Consider the following 18,364-nt stretch of genomic DNA (forward strand, 5'->3'; position numbering starts at 1 on the left):
TCGCGCATGGTCCAAAGCGCTCGCTCGCGTACCGCACTCACCCTGTACACCACCGCGGACGGCATCCAATGCCACCGCACCCGGTTGGTCCTTGCGGCCAAGGGCGTCAGCTATGAACGGGTCATGGTCGACCCGGTCAAGCCTCCTGAGGACCTGCTCGACCTCAACCCGTACGGGACCACGCCGACCCTGGTCGATCGTGACCTGACCCTCTACAACACTGCCGTCGTCTGCGAATACCTGGACGAACGCTATCCCCACCCACCCTTGATGCCGATTGATCCGCTGTCACGAGCGCGCCTGCGCCTGGCCACGGTACGGATCGAGCTCGACTGGCTGCCCGAAGTGGACACCATCCGGGCTGGTGGACGCCCTGCCGACGCCGCCCGCAAGCGGCTGCGTGAGCACCTGCTGGCCTCCTTGCCCCTGTTCAAGGCCTCGCGGTTCTTCCTCAATCCGGAGATGAGCCTGACCGATTGCCTGGTGGCCCCGGTGGTATGGCGGCTACCCTGGCTGGGGGTGGATCTGGGGCGCGAGGGCAAGCCGATCCTTGATTACGGCGAGCGCCTGTTCGCCAGCCAGGGCTATGTACGCAGCATGACCCCGGAAGAAAAGGCGATGCGGTCCTAATCCGGACGCTGGTTGCTGCCGGCAGGCACCGGCTGGCCGAGGCGGCTGGCAGGTGAGGTATTGCGATCCTGCGACAATCCGCCCCGGCTTCGCATTACACTGCGGCGATCCAACCGGCCTGGCTCTGCGTTCAGTGGGGCCGGTCTCCAGCAGGCTTTTGCATGACCGACGACAAGCTCCCGCCGATGACCTCCAATCGCCCCTATCTGTTGCGGGCGATCTATGACTGGATCACCGACAACAATCTCACGCCCTACGTGCTGGTGGATGCCGGCCGCGAAGGCGTGCGGGTGCCTCCCCAGGTCGTCAAGAACGGGCAGGTCGTGCTGAACCTTGCCATGCGTGCGGTGGCGAATCTGGACCTGGGCAACGACTGGATCAGCTTCCAGGCCCGCTTCTCCGGAGTCAGCCACAACATCCACATTCCGGTGTACGCCGTATTGGCGCTGTATGCCCAGGAGAACGGGCAGGGCATGATGTTCCCGGCCGATGAGGGGGGCGACCAGCCGCCGCCGTCCTCGCCCGATCCGGATGACACGCCGCCGCCGACCGACGGTGACCAGGCCGGCGACAAGCCCAAGCGCACCGCGCCGTTCCTGCGCGTGGTCAAGTAACGCAGAAATCCATGGCCGCCTCAGTGCAGGCGGCTGTCCCGGCGCAGGCGCGGCCTTAGCGGCACCACGTTGTCGGCCGCGGGAGGGGGCGTCATGTGTTCGGCCATCAGGTCGGGCAGGTGGCTCTGGATGGTGGGCAGGCTGAGCCCGGTGAGCGTGCGCTCGATCATCCACAGGCGGCCGGGTTCGCGGTCATCCCCATCGATGCTGACCTCGAAGCTGTAGCAGCGCTCCAGTGCAAGCCGGCCCTGGAGACGGCGCAGCCGCAGGCTGCGCAAGCCCACGCTTTCATCCAGCAGCTGCAGTCCGTGCTGGCGGCATTGCTGGCGCGCCTCCTGGCAGGCCTGTTCGCGGGCGCGACTGAGCTTGAGCCAGGCGCCGATGATCGCCAGCAGGGCCAACAGCAGGATCAGGTCGGGAAGTTCACTCATGGGCCGAGAGTGGAGGTGTCGTGGATGGCTTGCAAGCCATCCTGCCCCCAGTCGCGGCAAGGCGAGGTCGGGCACGCCCGGGGCCGGCGGGCCCCGGGCGGGGCGGCCTCAGTCCAGCTGCAGTCGCAGGGACAAGTCCACCGCCCGGACGTGCTTGGTCAACGCGCCCACCGAGATGAAGTCGACCCCGGTCTGGGCGTACTCGCCGATGGTGGAGAGGTCCACGTTGCCCGAGATTTCCAGTTGTGCCCGGCCCTTGGCGATGGCCACGGCCTCGCGCATGAGGGGCAGGGTGAAGTTGTCCAGCATGATGCGGTCGGCGCCGGCGGCCAGGGCCTGGTCGAGCTCGTCGAGGTTCTCCACCTCGATTTCCAGCAGCAGCGATGGATGCAGGTGCCGAGCCGCCTCGGCCGCGGGGCGGATGCCGCCGGCCGCGATGATGTGGTTCTCCTTGACCAGGATGGCGTCGTAGAGGCCCACCCGGTGGTTATGGCCACCGCCGCAGCGCACTGCGTACTTCTGCGCCAGGCGCAGGCCGGGTACGGTCTTGCGGGTGTCGAGCACGCGCACGCCGGTACCCGCCACGGCGGCCACGTGGGCGGCCGTGGCCGTCGCGGTGCCTGAAAGCAGCTGGAGGAAGTTGAGGGCCGAGCGTTCCGCGCTGACCATGGCGCGCGCGCGTCCGCGGATGTGGCAGATCACGCTGCCGGCGGCGACGCGGTCACCATCACGCACGGACCAGCGGATGTCGATCGCCGGGTCCAGTTGGCGGAAGCAGGCGTTGAACCAGTCGATGCCGGCCATTACGGCATCTTCGCGGCAGGTCAGCGTGGCGCTGGCCTGGGCGTCGGCGGGAAGCAGGTCGGCCGTGGCGTCACCCGAGCCGATGTCCTCGGCAAAGGCGCGCTCGACGTCCGCCCGGATCAAGTCGGGCGAGGGTGAAGCAAGATCTGTGGGTGTCATTCGTTGGTCGGGCTGTTCGCCGAAGCGGGCTGGCTGAGTCGACCGACGATGGCATCCAGCGCACGGTCGAAGAGAGCGGAGGATTCAAGCACACGTGCCGTGCCGTCGGCGAGTGCCGCAGCCAGTTCGTGCGGCGAGTAATCCGCCACCTTCAGGCCGCGGCGATTCACGAACAGGTAGCGTCCGCTCATCGGGCTGATCCACGACAGCTTGGCGCGCTCGATGGTCTCCGGGCCGGTGGTGAACTCCAGCCAGGTGCCGGGCTTGAGCTCGGCGACCAGACGCATCTCCGGGGTGTCGATGACTGGCTCGGGTTCCGGTTCGGAGCGGGCCAGTTCGGCTTCCGACTCAGCGATCGGCTGGATGCTCTCGGGGATCGGCAGCGAGGTGGACTCCTCCACCGCCTGTACTTCCGCTTCCGGCACGGCTTCGCCGAGCTGGTGGCGGTAGTAGGTGTGCAGCTGCGCCAGCAGGCGATCGATGTCGCTTTCCTGGAAGGCGACATTGGCCAGGCCGCGACGCAGGGCGCGCTCGATGCCGGGCAGCATCTGGCGCAGCGCGCGACGCTCGTCCAGCGTGCGGGCCGGCTTGGTGCTGTCGATGAAGTCGTTGGCGAAGCGCAGCGCGTCGCGGAATTCGCTCGATTCCTCGCCCTGGCGCAGGATGGTCAGCACGAGGTAGTTGGCCCAGGCACGCGACAGGATGCCGTGGATCAGCGGCGGCAGGTTGTGCCCATCGATGCGCGTGAGGATCTCGCGCGCGGCGCGGCGGCGTGCCTGCTCGAGCTTCTCACGGCCGCGGGTGGACTCCGCCACGCGCTGCTCGGCCAGCTCGGCACGACGACGGCTGATGTCCTGGAATTCCTGCAGCTCGACACACAAGCGCTCGAAGATGGTGAGGTCGTCGTCGAAGTCCTGCAGCAGGCGGTCGACGATGGACTTGATCTTGTCGTGCAGGCGATGGTCGCGGTCGGATTCGGCCGACCAACCCTTGGCCGCGTCGGCCAGGTTGTCCAGCAGGCGGCGGGCCGGATGCTGACGGTGGGCGAACAGCTTGCGGTCGAGGATCGCGGCCTTGAGATAAGGAATCTGCAGGCGTGCCAGCAGGACCTGCATCTCGGTCGGCAGGTTGCGGTCCTCGAGGATGAACTCGAACAGCATGCCGACCAGGTCGATGGTGTCCTCATCGATGGTCGATACCTGGCTGGGCTTTTCGCCGCGCAGCGAGCCGATCTGGGCCAGCAGGTGCTCCTTCAGTTGCTGCACTTCGCCGGCCAGTTCCATGGCATTGCCGGCATGGGCCGGCAGTTGCTGGTTGATGGCCGCCTGGCTCTGCAGCACGCTCAAGGCGCCGATCAGCTCATTGGCGCTGGGCATCTGTATCGCCCCGGCGGGTACGCGAATGGCCGGTTCGGGGCCGGCGCGGCGCGCGCTGAACAGGGTGCGCAGGGTTTGCAGCAGTTCGTTGGAGGCTGCGCCTTCGTCTTCGGCGAGGAAGGCCCCGCCTTCGGTGGGTGCTGCGCCGGCATCGGCGCCGGCCATGGTGGCGGCATTGCCGGTGGCATGACGGGCGGAGCCGCCCGGCCGGGCCACTTCGTGGCGCAGCTGAGGCAGCACGCCGGCACGCACCAGCTCGCCGTTCACTTCCTGGTACAGCTCGTCCAGCGAGGCCAGCACGTAGCGATCGAACAGCTTGTAGATGATCAGCTTGACGCGCATCTCGGCGTTGAGCTCGCGCATCGCCTGGCGGAAAGCCTGTGACAGCGCGGAGGGGCCGACCGGATTGGTGGCGTCGTCGATCTTGATGCCGCCGTAGATCACCGACAGCCGCTGGTTGACGGCAAACAACTCGCGCGTGAGGCGCGTTTCGTTCTTGCCGATCATGCTGGTGATGGCCAGCGATTCTTCCAGCTCGTTGTCGGCGACCAGGGACAGCTCCACCGAGCCGATCGGCAGGGCGGGCGAACTCGGGCCGTTGCTGGTATTGCGGTAATTGGCAGCGAAGTCGGTCAGGTCGCGCGAGACCTGGGCCAGGAAGCTGCGCTCCACCATCGGGCGGCGCTTGCGCACTTCGCGCATGCCGTCGAAGTAGTGCATCTGCGCCGCGTTGTTTTCTGCCTTTTCGGCCAGGTCGAAGAGGGCGTCGTCGACATGCTCGAACATGCCGTTGATCAAGATCTGCAGGCGGCGGCCCGCGATGTCCCGGACGTTGTTCAAGAGGGCGCCTCCGCGCTCGCTGGAAGGGTCCAGGCGCTGGCTCAGGCTGACGATATTGGATGGTTCACTGGCGTCTTTCATCGCCACACCCCTGAAGTGATGCCGACGTGCGTTCAGCCCATTCCGACAATACGCATCGCTACAATAAGGTAAAGCCCGGCGCGCTGTCATGCGCCGCTTCGATATATGTCGACGCGTTCACAGGGGGCGTAGGGTTTTGCGGTGAGTTGCTTGACCGAAGCTTACGCGGCGGCCGGGAAATCCCTGAGCTGGAGGGTGCCGATGCCCTCCTCGGGCAGCATCACCGGGATGCCGTCCTCGACCCGGTAGATCACCTTGCGGTCGGTGGTGATCAGCCCTTCGGAAAGGGCGGTTTTGACCGGGGCGCCCGCCACGCTCTGCACCTGGCCGGAGCCGATCGCGGCATTGACGGCCTCCAGTTCGGAGCGGCTCAGGGGACGGACAGGGGCCTTGCTGACCGGGCAGCAGAGGATGTCGAGCAGGCGTTTATCCATGGGGAGCGGGATCGTGCCGAAACGCGGAAAGTCCGTACAATAACCCCTTTTGGATGGCTTGGGTCATGACGTCGACTTCCCTCCCGCCGCGCGTGGGTGTTGTGATGGGCTCCCGTTCCGACTGGGAGACCATGGAGCACGCGGCCAACGCACTGGCCGAACTGGGCATCGCGCACGAAGTTCAGGTGGTGTCGGCCCATCGCACCCCGGCCCTGTTGTTCAAGTACGCCGAGGAGGCGGTGGGGCGCGGCATCCAGGTGATCATCGCCGGTGCCGGTGGCGCTGCACACCTGCCGGGCATGCTGGCCGCCAAGACCCGCCTGCCGGTGTTCGGCGTACCGGTGCAGTCCAAGGCACTCAACGGCATGGACTCGCTGCTGTCGATCGCGCAGATGCCGGCCGGCATCCCCGTGGGCACGCTGGCCATTGGCCGTGCCGGCGCCGTCAATGCCGGCCTGCTGGCCGCCGCGGTGCTGGCGCTGCATGACGAGTCGCTGGCCAAGGCGCTGGACGCCTACCGCGCACGCCAGACCCAGAGCGTGCTCGACTATCCGGACCCGCGCGCGTGACCGCCCGTCGCCAGCCCGTGCTTGGTATCCTCGGTGGTGGCCAGCTCGCCCGCATGCTGGCGCTTGCCGGGGCACCGCTGGGGGTGAAGACCCTGGTCGTGGACAGTGCCGTCGACGCCTGCGCCGGACAGGTGGCCCCCCTGGTGGTGGCTGACTGGACCGACTACGAGGCCCTGGAGCATTTCGCCGCCCAGGTGGACGTGGTCACCTTCGATTTCGAGAACGTGCCGGCCGAGACCGCGCATCGCCTGGCCAAGCGCGTGTCGGTATTCCCGGCGCCGCGGGCGCTGGCGGTGGCGCAGGACCGGCTGGCCGAGAAGATGCTGTTCCGCGAATGCGGGCTGCATACGCCCGATTTCAGGGCGGTCGATACCCGCGAGGACCTGGATCGCGCACTCGCCGCCATCGGCGCCCCGGCCATCCTCAAGACACGCCGCCTGGGTTATGACGGCAAGGGCCAGTTCCGCATCCGCAGCCTGGCGGACGCCGATGCCGCCTGGGCTGCGCTGGGAGCACAGGCCACGGCCCACGGCCTGATCCTCGAAGCCTTCGTGCCGTTTGACCGCGAGCTCTCGGTGATCGCCGTACGGGGCCGCGATGGCGAGTTCCGCACCTGGCCGCTGACCCAGAACTGGCACACCGACGGCGTGCTTTCACTCAGCCTGGCACCGGCGCCGGATATCGCTTCGCTGCAGGAGCGCGCCACCCAGCTGGCCAGCACCCTGGCTGAGAAGCTCGATTACGTTGGCGTGTTCGCGCTGGAGTTGTTCGTCAAGGACGGCCAACTGCTCGGCAACGAGATGGCGCCGCGCGTGCACAACTCGGGGCACTGGACCATCGAAGGTGCGTTGACCAGCCAGTTCGAGAACCATGTGCGCGCCGTGCTCGGCCTGCCGCTGGGGGATACCTCGGCGCGCGGGCTCTCGGCCATGTTCAACTGGATCGGCGAGCTGCCCGACGCCGCGCCGGTGCTCGAGGCCGTGGATGCGCACTGGCACGACTACGGCAAGCAGCCGCGGCCGGGTCGCAAGGTGGGGCATGCGACGGTGTGCGCGCCGGATGCGGCTGCCCTGGTCGAGCGGCTGGCCGGTATCGCCCATGCGCTTGGGCGTGACCAGCAGGCTGGCCCGGCGATCGGCGAGCTGCGCTAAAGGTTCGGGTACCCCGGTGACCGCGCTTCCTGGTCGCGATCCGGGGTGCGGCGTCACCGCTACGCAGGCTCGCGCACTCAGGGTGCGCTCCTGCAGATGGCGCGGATAAGAAAACGGGGCCCAAGGGCCCCGTTTTCGTTGCGCCATGATGCCGGGAATCAGGCCAGGTTCTTGGCCGCGAAGTCCCAGTTCACCAGGTTCCAGAACGCCTCGATGTACTTCGGACGGGCGTTGCGGTAGTCGATGTAATAGGCGTGTTCCCACACGTCGCAGGTCAGCAGCGGCTTGTCGCTGCCGGTGATCGGCGTGGCGGCGTTGGAGGTGTTGACGATGCCGAGCGAGCCGTCCGGACGCTGCACCAGCCAGGTCCAGCCGGAACCGAAGTTGCCGACGGCCGACTTGGTGAACTCTTCCTTGAACTTCTCCACCGAGCCGAAGGCCTTGGTGATGGCGTCGGCCAGCTTGCCGGTCGGCTCCTTGCCGCCCTTCGGGCTGAGGGAGTTCCAGTAGAAGGTGTGGTTCCAGACCTGGGCGGCGTTGTTGAACACGCCACCGGAGGACTTCTTGATGATGTCTTCCAGCGCGGCGTTCTCGAACTCGGTGCCCTTGATCAGGTTGTTGAGGTTGGTCACGTAGGCCTGGTGGTGCTTGCCATAGTGATATTCCAGCGTTTCGGCCGAGATGTTCGGCTCGAGCGCGTTCTTTTCATAGGGCAGGGGGGGGAGTTCGATCGCCATGATATGGCTCCTGGGCGTTGGCTGAGGAAAGGAGTCGCGGGCGTGGCCGCAGGTGGGCGGCCAGCGATGCACGACTGATACACTACCGATCTAAGCGCATTGTAATGATGAATGGCCAGACTTATGGATGTTAACGAGCGAATCAAGGCCGTGCTGTCCGAACACGCCATCGTGCTCTTCATGAAGGGCACGCCGCAGTTCCCCATGTGCGGCTTTTCCAGTCGCGCAGCACAGGCGCTGAAGGATGCGGGTGCACAATTCCACGCCGTCAACGTGCTGGCCGACCCGGAGGTGCGCGCGGCATTGCCGCACTACGCCAACTGGCCGCCCTTTCCGCAGCTGTTCATCCAGGGCGAATTGATCGGAGGCTGCGACATCGTCGAAGACCTCAAGGCCTCCGGTGAACTGGCCCGCATGGCTGCCGACGTCGCGGGGGCCGATTCCTGATGGCGCTGCCGCTTGCACGACTGCCCGCGGGCTGGGCACCCGCGGCCGATACCTTGGACGGCCGCGTGGTTCTGGTCACCGGCGCCTACGGTGGCCTCGGCGCCGCCGTCGCCCGTGCCGCCGCTGCGGCGGGCGCGACCGTCGTCATCACCGGACGACGCAAGCGTCAGCTGGAGCAGCTCTACGACGCGATGGTGTCCGAAGGCCTTGCCGAGCCGGTGATTCATCCGCTCGACATGGAGGTGGCGACGCCGCGCGACTACGAGGCGCTTGCCGACGGACTGGCGCGTGATTTCGGGCGGCTGGACGGCATCGTGCATGCTGCGGCGAGTTTCAACGGGCTCACGCCATTGGCGATGCACAAGCCCGATGACTGGTTGCGCGCCTTGCACGTCAATGTGTCGGCGCCGTTCGCGTTGACCCAGGCGTGCACGCCGCTGCTCAGCCAGGCGCAGGACAGTGCCGTGGTGTTCGTGCTCGACGACCCTTCGTTGGTGCAGCGTGCGCACTGGGGTGGCTACGGCGTATCCAAGGCCGCGCTCGAACGCTACGTCGCGATCCTGCACCAGGAAACCGAGGCGAGTGCGCTGCGTGCGCATGCCTTGTTGCCGGGCCCGATGCGCACCACCCTGCGGCGCGAGGCCTATTTCGGCGAAGACACCACCATGCAGCCCCTGCCCGATGCGACGGCCGCCGCCGCGGTCTATCTGCTGGGTGCGCAGGGCGTGGTCGCGCGCGGCGCGGCGCTCGACCTGCGGCCTCAGGCATGACGGCGCGACAGGGGAAGTACTGAGATGGAAACGCAGATGACCACGCTGTCGGCGGCGATCCTGCTGTTCCTGATCATGGATCCGCTGGGCAATATCCCGATCTTCCTCAGCCTGCTCAAGGATGTGGCGCCCAAGCGGCGCCGCTTCGTGATGATCCGCGAGCTGCTGATCGCGCTGGCGGTGCTGCTGGGCTTTTTGATGGGTGGCCAGCTCATCCTGAAGCTGCTGCAGTTGCGCCAGGAGTCGATCAGCATCGCCGGTGGCATCGTGCTGTTCCTGATCGGCATCCGCATGGTGTTTCCGCCGGCCGACGGTGGCGGCATCTTTGGCAAGCCGGGCGAGGGCGAGCCGTTCATCGTGCCGATGGCCATTCCCGGCGTGGCCGGTCCCTCGGCGATGGCCGCACTGCTGCTGCTCACCAATACGCAGCCGGGACGCACCGCCGACTGGGCGATCGCCCTGCTGGGTGCCTGGCTGGCCACCTCGGTGATCCTGCTGTGTTCCACTTATCTGTTCCGCTGGCTGGGTGAAAGCGTGCTCACCGCGCTGGAACGCGTGATGGGCATGCTGCTCATCGCCTTGTCGGTGCAGATGTTCCTCGGTGGCGTGGCCGCCTACCTGCATCTGGCGATTTGACGCTTTCTTCATGATGGCCCGCGTGCGCCGCCGCTAGCGGCGCGCGCCGCTGCGGCGTGCCCGGCATGAAGGGTGCAGCCCGTGGCGCAATGACGCTCACGTGATCTTTCGGTCCTTTCCGCATAACCTTGCTGTCATAATCCGCGACCAGCATTGGGGTAAATCCCAGGAGGCGGTCATGCTCAGCGTTGAACAGACCCTCACCGAACGTCTGCCATGGTTGGCACAACATCCCCTGATCCGTCGCCCCGTCGCCGGAATGCTGGGCCGACTGGCCGATGAGGATGGCTTCAACCGTACGCTGACGGCGTTGGGGGAGGCCGAGGGCTTCGACTTCGTCGAACGCTCACTCGACTTGCTTGGCGTCAGCTACTACGCCAATCCGCGCGAGCGCGAAAACATTCCCGTCGAGGGCGGCGTGCTGATCGTCGCCAATCACCCGCTGGGCATGATGGACGCGTTGGCGCTGTTGCAGCTGGTGGGCTCGGTGCGCAGCGACGTGCGTATCCTCGCCAACGACTGGCTGATGTCCATCGACCAGCTGCACAAACTGCTGCTGCCGGTGGATGTGTTCGGCAAGGGTGCGGCCTCGCGCATGCGCGACATCTATCGCGCCCTCGACAACGGCGAGGCCCTGATCGTGTTCCCGGCCGGCGAAGTGTCGCGCGTACGTCCGGCGGGTGTGAGCGATGGCCGCTGGTCCGACGGTTTTGCGCGGCTGGCGTTGCACAGTCGCGCGCCGGTGCTGCCGATCCATGTGGCGGCCCGCAATTCGGCCATGTTCTACGGCATTTCCATGCTGGCCAAGCCGCTGAGCACGGCCATGTTGCCGCGCGAGGCGATTTCGCCGGTGAGCAGGCGCATCGGCTTCAGCGTAGGCGCGCTGGTGGGGGCCGAGGAGCTGGAGCAGCGCAGCGGTGGCTCGACCCAGCGTGCCGCCAAGCTGATGCGTCGCCACGTCTACAGGGTCGGCCGGCATCGCGGCCTGATCTTCGGCGGCCAGGCACCGCTGGCGCACCCGGAGCCTACCGAACGCGTGGTCGCCGAGTTGCAGGGGCAGGCCGAAAAGCTGGCCGACCTCAACGACGGCAAGCAGGTGCTGCTGTTCAAGGGCACATCCGACAGCGCTGTGCTGCGAGAAATCGGCCGCCTGCGCGAGCTCACCTTCCGCAAGGTGGGCGAGGGCACCGGTGCTCGCCGTGACCTGGACATCTACGACCCGCACTACGAGCACCTGGTGCTGTGGGACCCCAAGGCGCTGCGCATCGTCGGCTCCTATCGTTTTGGCCACGGCGGACGCCTGATCGCGGAGCGGGGCATGTCGGCCCTGTATACCTCCAGCCTGTTCAATTATTCGCCCGCACTGGAGTCGCGCCTGGCGCAGGGCCTGGAGCTGGGCCGCAGCTTCATTGCGCCGGCGTACTGGCGTTCGCGTGCGCTGGACCAGCTGTGGCAGGGCATTGGCCTGTACTTGCAGCGCCATCCCGAGCTGCGCTACCTGTTTGGCCCGGTGAGCATGTCGGTGAGCCTGCCGCGCGAAGCGCGTGAATGGATCGCCGCGGCCCACCAGCATTACTTCGGGGCTCCCGGTCTCGCGTCGGCCCGTCAGCCCTTCGTGATTTCCCCGGCGGTGGTCGACCTGGTGCGCGGGGCACTGGCCGGGCTGGATCCGGCCGCAGGGCTGGGCAAGCTCAAGCATCATCTGGATGCGCTGGGCGTGAGCCTGCCGGTGCTGTACCGCCAGTACGTCGACCTGGTGGAGCCGGAGGGCGTGCAGTTCCTCGACTTTGGCGAGGATCCGGGCTTTTCGGGCTGCGTGGACGGCCTGGTCATGCTCGACCTGGCCACGCTCAAGCCCGCCAAACGCGCCCGGTACCTGGGCAAGTAAATACCGATTGCGGATGTCCGGTCCGACGGAGCCTTGCGGCTCACCGCAGGTTTGGTGGTGGCCGGCGGCGTGGGTTATTTCGGACCCGATCTCCCGATTTTTTGATACGCGTGATTGGTCGGTAAATTTCTTGTAAAATAGTTATGCAAACCTTAGCGGACTGGCTGGCGTGCAAGGGGCACAAAGCAGTACCGGCCAGTAGCGTCAACTGATTTTTTTTCGATTTTCACCCGACCTGACCGGTCGGGTTTTTTTACGCCCGGAGGAATCGTTTAAAATTACGTTAAACGGTAAGAAATTACGTTGTGGCGCAGTGATTTGCGATACATTTTGAGATTTTCCGCAAGAAATTTCTAACCGGGCGCAGATTCCCCCTTCCCCTAAACCGTTGGCTGACGCAAGGGCGCTCGGCCTCCCATTTTTTTGTCACTTCTGGAATCGACGATGATGAAACGAATCCACCTTTCCATGGCGATCGCTGTCGTGGTTTGTATGGCTACGGGTACTGCCGCCGCGCAGGACTCCGCCGCCCAGACCGACCAGGCGAACGCCAACAAGGAGGCGGCCAGCCAGCGCTCCAATGCGTCGAGCACCTCCAACACCACCACCTCCAACGACACCAAGCGCGTTCAGCAGCTGAACACCGTGACGGTGCAGGCGCAGAGCCTGTCGCTGGGCGGGGGCATGATGTCGGTGCAGACGGCTCCGAAGGCGGTTTCCACCATCACCCGCGACGCCATCGAGAAGGCTTCGCCGGGCGCCAACTTCACCCAGATGATCGGTTCGATCCCGGGCGTGAACGCCGCCACGGACGACGTGACCGGCCTGGCCAACGGCCACTACAGCATCCGCGGCTTCGACTCCTCGGACATCGGCATGACCGTGAACGGCGCGCCGATCACCGATACCGGCAGCTACTCGGTGTACGCCACCGAGTACGGCGATTCGGAGAACATGGGTGACATCACCGTGTTGCAGGGCATCCCCGATGTCGACATGCCGGACTCGGGCGCCAGCGGCGGCCACATCGGTTGGGCGACCATCGACCCGTCGCACACCGCCGGCCTGGATTTCACGCAGAGCATCGGCAACAACGACTACCGCCGCACCTTCATCCGCCTGGAAACCGGCGACACCGGTCCGGTGCGTTCCTGGCTGTCGTACTCCAACAACAGCGCCGACAAGTGGCGCGGTGATGGCGACATGAACGTCACCAAGGTCGATGGCAAGTCGATCTGGACGATCAACGACGACAACTCCATCAGTGCCTCGCTACAGTACAACCGCGAGAACAACATCAACTACCGCTCGCTGACCAAGGCCCAGGAACAGCAGTACGGTTACCACTACGACTACACGACCACCTGGATGCCGGGTTCGTCGGCAGCCGCCATCAGCAACAACACGTATTACTACGGCCTGCGCACCAATCCGTTCTCCAGCTACCTGTTCAGCCTGGACGGCGAGTTCAAGCTGAGCGACAACCTGCGCCTGTCGGTGGTGCCGTACTTCTGGTACGGCAGCGGCGGTGGCGGCGCCGGCGCTTCGGCGACCGAGAGCACCTCGCCGCTGGATCGTTTCGGCTATGCCAACCAGGACCTCAATGGCGACGGCGTGATCACCAACAACGCCAAGGGCGTGGTGTACTCCTACTCGGCAGCCACCACCTTCCGTCCGGGCGTGATCGCCAAGTTCAACCAGGACTTCGGCCTGGACAACAGCCTCGAATACGGCGTGTGGTACGAGCGCTCGCGCAAGAGCCAGGCTGACACCTACGGCCTGGTCGACAACCAGGGCAACCCGGGCGACATCTGGGGTGACTCGGCGTACGTGGTGTTCCCGAGCGGCCTGCCGCAGAAGGTGTATGACGAATACACCAACACCGAGATCAAGAAGGGCTTCGTCACCGACAACTGGACCCCGAACGACCAGTGGACCTTCACCGCTGGCGTGAGCTACCTGTGGGAGAACCGCACGGGTTGGGTGTGGGAGTACCCGGGCTCGCTGGCCGGTTCGGCCACCAAGCTGCAGAACTACAGCAACGTCGACAAGAACTGGAACAAGTTCCTGCCGACCGCTGGCATCAAGTTCCAGCTCAATGACCAGAACCAGTTCTACATCGGCAGCGGCAAGACCTTCCGTGCGCCGCCGAACACCGTGGCCCTGCTGAACACGCTGGACAACCAGACCCAGGCCAACAAGCCTGAAACGGCCTGGAACACCGACCTCGGCTACCGTTTCTACGGTGAGTCGCTGTCGGCCAGTGCGGACATCTACCGCAGCAACTACAGCAACAAGCAGGAAAGCGCCTACGACGAGGCCACCGGCTACACCTACTACACCTCGATCAACCGCATGCACATGCAGGGTTTCAACGGTGAGGTGAGCTACAAGCTGGCGAAGGACTGGACGGCGTATGCCTCCTACACCTACACCCAGGCCAAGATCGTCGGCAGCATCGATGGCGGCAGCGGCGATGGCATCTATCCGACCAATGGCAAGACCATGCCGGATACCGCCCGCAACATCGGCAACGTGAGCATCGGCTACGACGACGGCACCCACCTGTGGGCGACCCTGTCGGCACGCGTCACCAGCTCGCTGTACGGCGACTACATGAACACCGAGAGCGTGGGTGGCTTCACCACCTTCAACCTGAGCGCGGGCTACAAGTTCGACAGCTGGAGCTGGCTGAAGAACCCGTACATCAAGTTGAACGTGACCAACCTGACCAACCACCAGGCGTTCTCGTACGTCAGCTCGGCGCAGTTCCTGGCCACGCAGATGGGCTCGCTGTACACCAGCTCGCCGACCTACGGCCTGCTGCAGCCGCGTGCCTACATGCTGACCTTCGGCACCTCACTGTTCTAAGTTCCACCTGCAGCTTGCTGCAACGAACCGGCCCCGCATGGGGCCGGTTTTTTTTCGCCCGGACGCAAGGTCCGGGTCGCCGCCTCACGGGGCGGCCACGGCTACCCCGGCAGCACGGCGAGCCCTATCGCCGCCAGGCCGGCGATCGTTGAACTTCAAGTTCTTACGATAACGTCGGCGAGAACCGCAAGAAATGTGAGATTTACGTCAAAAAGTTACGATTCTGTAATATAATGCGACTACATTCGTCGTGATGAGTCCTGGCTGGCGGCCTCGCCGGGCCCCTTGGGCGCATCAAATTATTTCAGGGAATCAGTCACTTAAGACGGTGAGAGGGGCATGGGACTCCTCTGGCTGGTCCCATGCTTTTTCTTGCGAATCTCTTAGGGGTCGAATCTCGATGAACAACTCTTTGCGCACCAAGCTGTTGCCGGTGGCCATTGCTGCGTTGCTCGCGGCGTCGCCGGTGCTGGCCCAGGACACCTCCTCCTCGATCAGTGGTCGTGTGCTCGATGCGAGCGGCCAGCCGGTGGCTGGCGCCACCGTGCAGATCGTGCATGAGCCCACGGGCACCACCAAGACCCTCACCACCGACGCCAGCGGCCGCTACTCGGCGCAGGGCCTGCGCGTGGGCGGTCCGTTCGACGTGACGGTCACCAAGGACGGCTCCAAGGTCGAGCAGGAAAACGTCTACCTGCAGCTGGCCCAGGACACCGCCGTCAACCTGACCATGGGTGCCGGCCAGGCGGCCGTGCAGAACCTCGGCGGTGTGACGGTGTCGGCCAATACGCTGGCCCAGACCTTCAATTCCGACAACAAGGGTCTGTCGACCAACATCTCGCGTCGTGAGCTGGAAGCCACGCCGACCCCGAACCGCTCGATCCAGGACGTGGTTCGCCTCGATCCGCGCGTGACCATCACCGACCGCGACCGCGGCCAGATCTCCGCGCTGGGCCAGAACTTCCGCTACAACAACATCACCATCGACACGGTCAGCGCGGGCGACCCGTTCGGCCTGGAAGACAACGGTCTGGCCAGCGTCGGCACGCCGATTTCGCAGGACACGATCGAGGAATACAACATCTCGACCGCCAACTACGACGTGTCCGCCCGCCGCGGCGTGGGCGCCAACGTCAACGCGGTCACCAAGAGCGGTACCAACGATTTCCACGGCTCGGTGTATTACACCTACCAGAACACCAACGACATGGTGGGCGAGCTGAAGAACGCCAACGGCCAGAGCTCCAAGTACACCGGTTTCGACCGTAACTGGACCTCGGGCTTCACCTTTGGCGGCCCGATCCTGAAGGACAAGCTGTTCTTCTTCGCGTCCTACGAAGAGTCCAAGAAGGTGGGTGTGGGTTCGAGCTATGGCCCGAGCGATTCGGACTATACCAACACCGTGCAGGGCCTGACCCAGGCGCAGGTCGACTCGATCATCGCGCAGGCGCAGAAGCTGGGCCTGACCCCGGGCAACTACACCGACAAGTTCGACCTGACCGACAAGCGCTACCTGGTCAAGCTGGACTGGAACATTTCGTCCAACCATCGCGCCAGCTTCCGCTTCAACCAGACCAAGGAAGTGCAGCCGATCGCCACGGCCAGTGCCGTCGGCTACCTCAACCTGAGCAGCAACTGGTACTCGAAGAACCGCGACAGCAAGAGCTACACGCTGAACTTCTTCGACGACTGGACCGACAAGTTCTCCACCGAGTCGGCCATCTCGTACGCCACCTATGACCAGGCGCGCGCCGCGCTGGTGGGCGGCGACCAGCCGTACATCCAGATCTATCCGAACAACGATGCCACCAGCGGCACCAACGTCGCCATCGGCACCGAGCCGAGCAGCCAGGTGAACGCACTGAGCGTGAAGTCGTGGAATGCGTACTTCGCCGGCACCGTGTACCTGGGCGACCACACCCTGAAGGGCGGCGTGGACTACCAGCGTGACCAGTACTACAACGCGTTCCTGCAGCGCTACTTCGGTTCGTACCAGTTCAACCTGGCCAACTGGCCCAGCGGCGCCTGGTACAACTACCAGATGAAGCGCCCGGTCAACGGCTACTCGCTGGATGACGTGGCCGCGCGCTACACGCTGAACCAGTACGGCATCTTCCTGCAGGACACCTGGCAGGTCACCGATCGCCTGTCCGTGCAGTATGGCGTGCGCGTGGACATTCCCATCACCGACGACCAGCCGCTGCTGAACCCGTGCTTCGCCGCGGCCCCGGGCAAGGCCTTCACCGCCTACCAGGCTGACGGCAAGACCCCGGCCTGCGTGGCCTCGAAGGGCGGCTTCGGCTACGCCAACAACACCCGCGTCAGCGGCAATCGCGTGGTGGAACCGCGCCTGTCGTTCAACTACCAGTTCGACACCGAGCGCATGACCCAGCTGCGCGGCGGCGCGGGCCTGTTCATTGCGAACAACCCGAGCGTGTGGATCTCCAATGCCTACGCCAACAACGGCTACAACGTCGGCACCTGGAACATCACCGACAGCAAGAGCGGCCTGCCGGGCACCGTGCTGGCCAACGTGGGCACCAAGCCGGCGCCGTCGTACGACCCGAACAACCCGATCATCCCGGGTAACTCGACCACGCTGGGTTCCTCCTCGGCGAAGATGGCGGTCGATACGGTCGACCCGAACTTCAAGCAGCCGACCGTGTGGAAGATGAACCTCGCGCTCGACCGCGAGCTGCCCTGGATGGGCATCGTGGGTTCGGTGGAGTGGATCCACCTGCAGGTGCGTGACGCGATCTTCTACAAGAACATCAACATCGGCGCGCCGACCGGCGTGGCGCAGGACGGCCGCAACCTGTACTGGAACGCGAACGTCAAGGGCACCACCGGCACGGCCAGCAGCAATGGCCTGAGCTCGAGCAACGAGCGCGCCAATGCCAACCCGGCGTTTGATCGCGCCACCACCTTGCTGACCAACAGCCACAAGGGCAGCTCGGACAACGTCACGCTGTCGTTCAAGAAGGCCTTCGCCAACGAATGGTTCGGCATGGTGGGCTTCAGCTGGAACCGCGCCACGGACGTCAATCCGGGCTCGTCCAGCGTCGCCAACTCCAACTACAGCAACAACGTCTGGGTGAACCCGAACGAAGACAAGGCGACCACCTCGGCCTACTCGGTTCCGTACCGCGTGATCGCATCACTGAGCTGGCAGCATCGCTTCTTCAGCGACTACGCCACCACCATCAGCGCGATGTACGACGGCCACTCCGGCTCGCCGTACAGCTGGACCTACGGCAACGACATCAACGGCGACGGCTACGCCCGCGACCTGGTCTACATCCCGAAGTCGATCAACGACGTGAAGTGGGCTGCTGCCGTCACCGACAAGATGAAGCAGCAGTTCATGGATTACATCAACAACGACGACTACCTGCGCAAGCACAAGGGTGAGATCGCTGGCCGCAACGCCGATCGCGCGTCGTGGATCAGCCAGCTCGACCTGTCCTTCCGCCAGGAGATCCCGGGCCTGTTCGACGGCAACAAGGGCATCATCTCGCTCGACATCTACAATTTCACCAACATGCTCAACAAGCGTTGGGGCGTGGAGCGTCGTGCGACCTTCCCGGGCGTGCGTAACCTCGCTGACGTGAGCGGCATCGACGCCAACGGCAACTACTACTACGACATCTCCGGCAAGAACTACAAGGACAAGAACGGCAACTACGCGCCGAACGCGTCCCCGCTGCCGGTGAACGAGTCGCTGAACCCGTCGCAGCGCTGGTCCGCCATGCTGAGCGTGAAGTACACGTTCTGATCCCGTCGTAAAAATCGGCGATCTGGCCGGCGTCCGCGAGGGCGCCGGCTTTTTTTGTGGGGGAGATGAACCGGTCCTGGCTTGACCCTGCCATGCCTGGCGCGGGAAGCTACGCGGTCCGCCGCGCTTTTGCCCGGACGCACGAGCCGCG

General features: G+C 65.1%; 15 protein-coding genes. 10 read left to right on the plus strand and 5 right to left on the minus strand.

All coding sequences use genetic code 11. From position 1 onward, the window contains the following. The first annotated feature begins 6 nt into the window (after positions 1 to 6). Positions 7 to 630, plus strand: coding sequence for a glutathione S-transferase N-terminal domain-containing protein (locus DVU99_RS18630; protein WP_114241737.1), 624 nt, complete (start codon positions 7 to 9; stop codon positions 628 to 630). 161 nt (positions 631 to 791) lie between these two features. Then, complete coding sequence (locus DVU99_RS18635; RefSeq protein ID WP_232823659.1) at positions 792 to 1,244, plus strand: ClpXP protease specificity-enhancing factor; 453 nt, start codon at positions 792 to 794, stop codon at positions 1,242 to 1,244. A gap of 20 nt (positions 1,245 to 1,264) precedes the next feature. Here the strand turns inward: DVU99_RS18635 and DVU99_RS18640 are convergent, their stop codons facing one another. The 4 genes from DVU99_RS18640 to DVU99_RS18655 form a co-directional block, all read right to left on the minus strand. Then, on the minus strand, positions 1,265 to 1,675 hold the full coding sequence (locus DVU99_RS18640) for a DUF3301 domain-containing protein (RefSeq protein WP_114241738.1): 411 nt from the start codon (positions 1,673 to 1,675) through the stop codon (positions 1,265 to 1,267). Positions 1,676 to 1,783: 108 nt separating this feature from the next. Further along, positions 1,784 to 2,638 carry a carboxylating nicotinate-nucleotide diphosphorylase gene (gene nadC, locus DVU99_RS18645; RefSeq protein WP_114241739.1) on the minus strand — a complete coding sequence of 285 codons (855 nt, stop codon included), beginning with the start codon at positions 2,636 to 2,638 and terminating at the stop codon, positions 1,784 to 1,786. Next, on the minus strand, positions 2,635 to 4,935 hold the full coding sequence (locus DVU99_RS18650) for a DUF1631 domain-containing protein (protein WP_114241740.1): 2,301 nt from the start codon (positions 4,933 to 4,935) through the stop codon (positions 2,635 to 2,637). Before DVU99_RS18650 ends, nadC begins: the two co-directional genes overlap by 4 nt. A 161-nt stretch (positions 4,936 to 5,096) precedes the next feature. Beyond that, positions 5,097 to 5,369, minus strand: a complete 273-nt coding sequence (locus DVU99_RS18655) for a Trm112 family protein (RefSeq protein WP_114241741.1) — start codon at positions 5,367 to 5,369, stop codon at positions 5,097 to 5,099. 65 nt (positions 5,370 to 5,434) lie between these two features. On the opposite strand from DVU99_RS18655, the gene purE reads away from it, so the two are divergent. Together purE and DVU99_RS18665 are read left to right on the plus strand one after the other, a co-directional pair. Continuing rightward, positions 5,435 to 5,938, plus strand: coding sequence for a 5-(carboxyamino)imidazole ribonucleotide mutase (gene purE / locus DVU99_RS18660; RefSeq protein WP_114241742.1), 504 nt, complete (start codon positions 5,435 to 5,437; stop codon positions 5,936 to 5,938). Further along, positions 5,935 to 7,089 carry a 5-(carboxyamino)imidazole ribonucleotide synthase gene (locus tag DVU99_RS18665; protein ID WP_114241743.1) on the plus strand — a complete coding sequence of 385 codons (1,155 nt, stop codon included), beginning with the start codon at positions 5,935 to 5,937 and terminating at the stop codon, positions 7,087 to 7,089. Before purE ends, DVU99_RS18665 begins: the two co-directional genes overlap by 4 nt. A 158-nt stretch (positions 7,090 to 7,247) precedes the next feature. Here the strand turns inward: DVU99_RS18665 and sodB are convergent, their stop codons facing one another. Next, positions 7,248 to 7,826 (minus strand): superoxide dismutase [Fe], encoded by a 579-nt coding sequence (sodB, locus tag DVU99_RS18670; protein WP_114241744.1) that lies wholly within the window; start codon positions 7,824 to 7,826, stop codon positions 7,248 to 7,250. A gap of 123 nt (positions 7,827 to 7,949) precedes the next feature. On the opposite strand from sodB, the gene grxD reads away from it, so the two are divergent. From grxD to DVU99_RS18700, 6 genes are all read left to right on the plus strand, one after another. Continuing rightward, complete coding sequence (gene grxD / locus DVU99_RS18675) at positions 7,950 to 8,273, plus strand: Grx4 family monothiol glutaredoxin (protein ID WP_114241745.1); 324 nt, start codon at positions 7,950 to 7,952, stop codon at positions 8,271 to 8,273. Continuing rightward, the gene (locus DVU99_RS18680; protein ID WP_114241746.1) at positions 8,273 to 9,043 is read left to right on the plus strand and encodes an SDR family NAD(P)-dependent oxidoreductase; all 771 of its coding nucleotides are present in this window, start codon (positions 8,273 to 8,275) and stop codon (positions 9,041 to 9,043) included. Before grxD ends, DVU99_RS18680 begins: the two co-directional genes overlap by 1 nt. Positions 9,044 to 9,079: 36 nt before the next feature. Then, positions 9,080 to 9,679, plus strand: a complete 600-nt coding sequence (locus DVU99_RS18685) for a YhgN family NAAT transporter (RefSeq protein WP_114241763.1) — start codon at positions 9,080 to 9,082, stop codon at positions 9,677 to 9,679. Positions 9,680 to 9,857: 178 nt separating this feature from the next. Beyond that, positions 9,858 to 11,567, plus strand: coding sequence for a lysophospholipid acyltransferase family protein (locus DVU99_RS18690; RefSeq protein ID WP_114241747.1), 1,710 nt, complete (start codon positions 9,858 to 9,860; stop codon positions 11,565 to 11,567). Positions 11,568 to 12,059: 492 nt separating this feature from the next. After that, complete coding sequence (locus DVU99_RS18695) at positions 12,060 to 14,438, plus strand: TonB-dependent receptor (protein ID WP_232823660.1); 2,379 nt, start codon at positions 12,060 to 12,062, stop codon at positions 14,436 to 14,438. A gap of 400 nt (positions 14,439 to 14,838) precedes the next feature. Further along, entirely contained in the window at positions 14,839 to 18,213 is a 3,375-nt protein-coding gene (locus DVU99_RS18700; protein ID WP_114241748.1) for a carboxypeptidase regulatory-like domain-containing protein, read from the plus strand. Positions 18,214 to 18,364 lie beyond the last annotated feature (151 nt).

Source organism: Dyella sp. C9, assembly GCF_003332825.1.
Lineage (GTDB): Bacteria > Pseudomonadota > Gammaproteobacteria > Xanthomonadales > Rhodanobacteraceae > Dyella.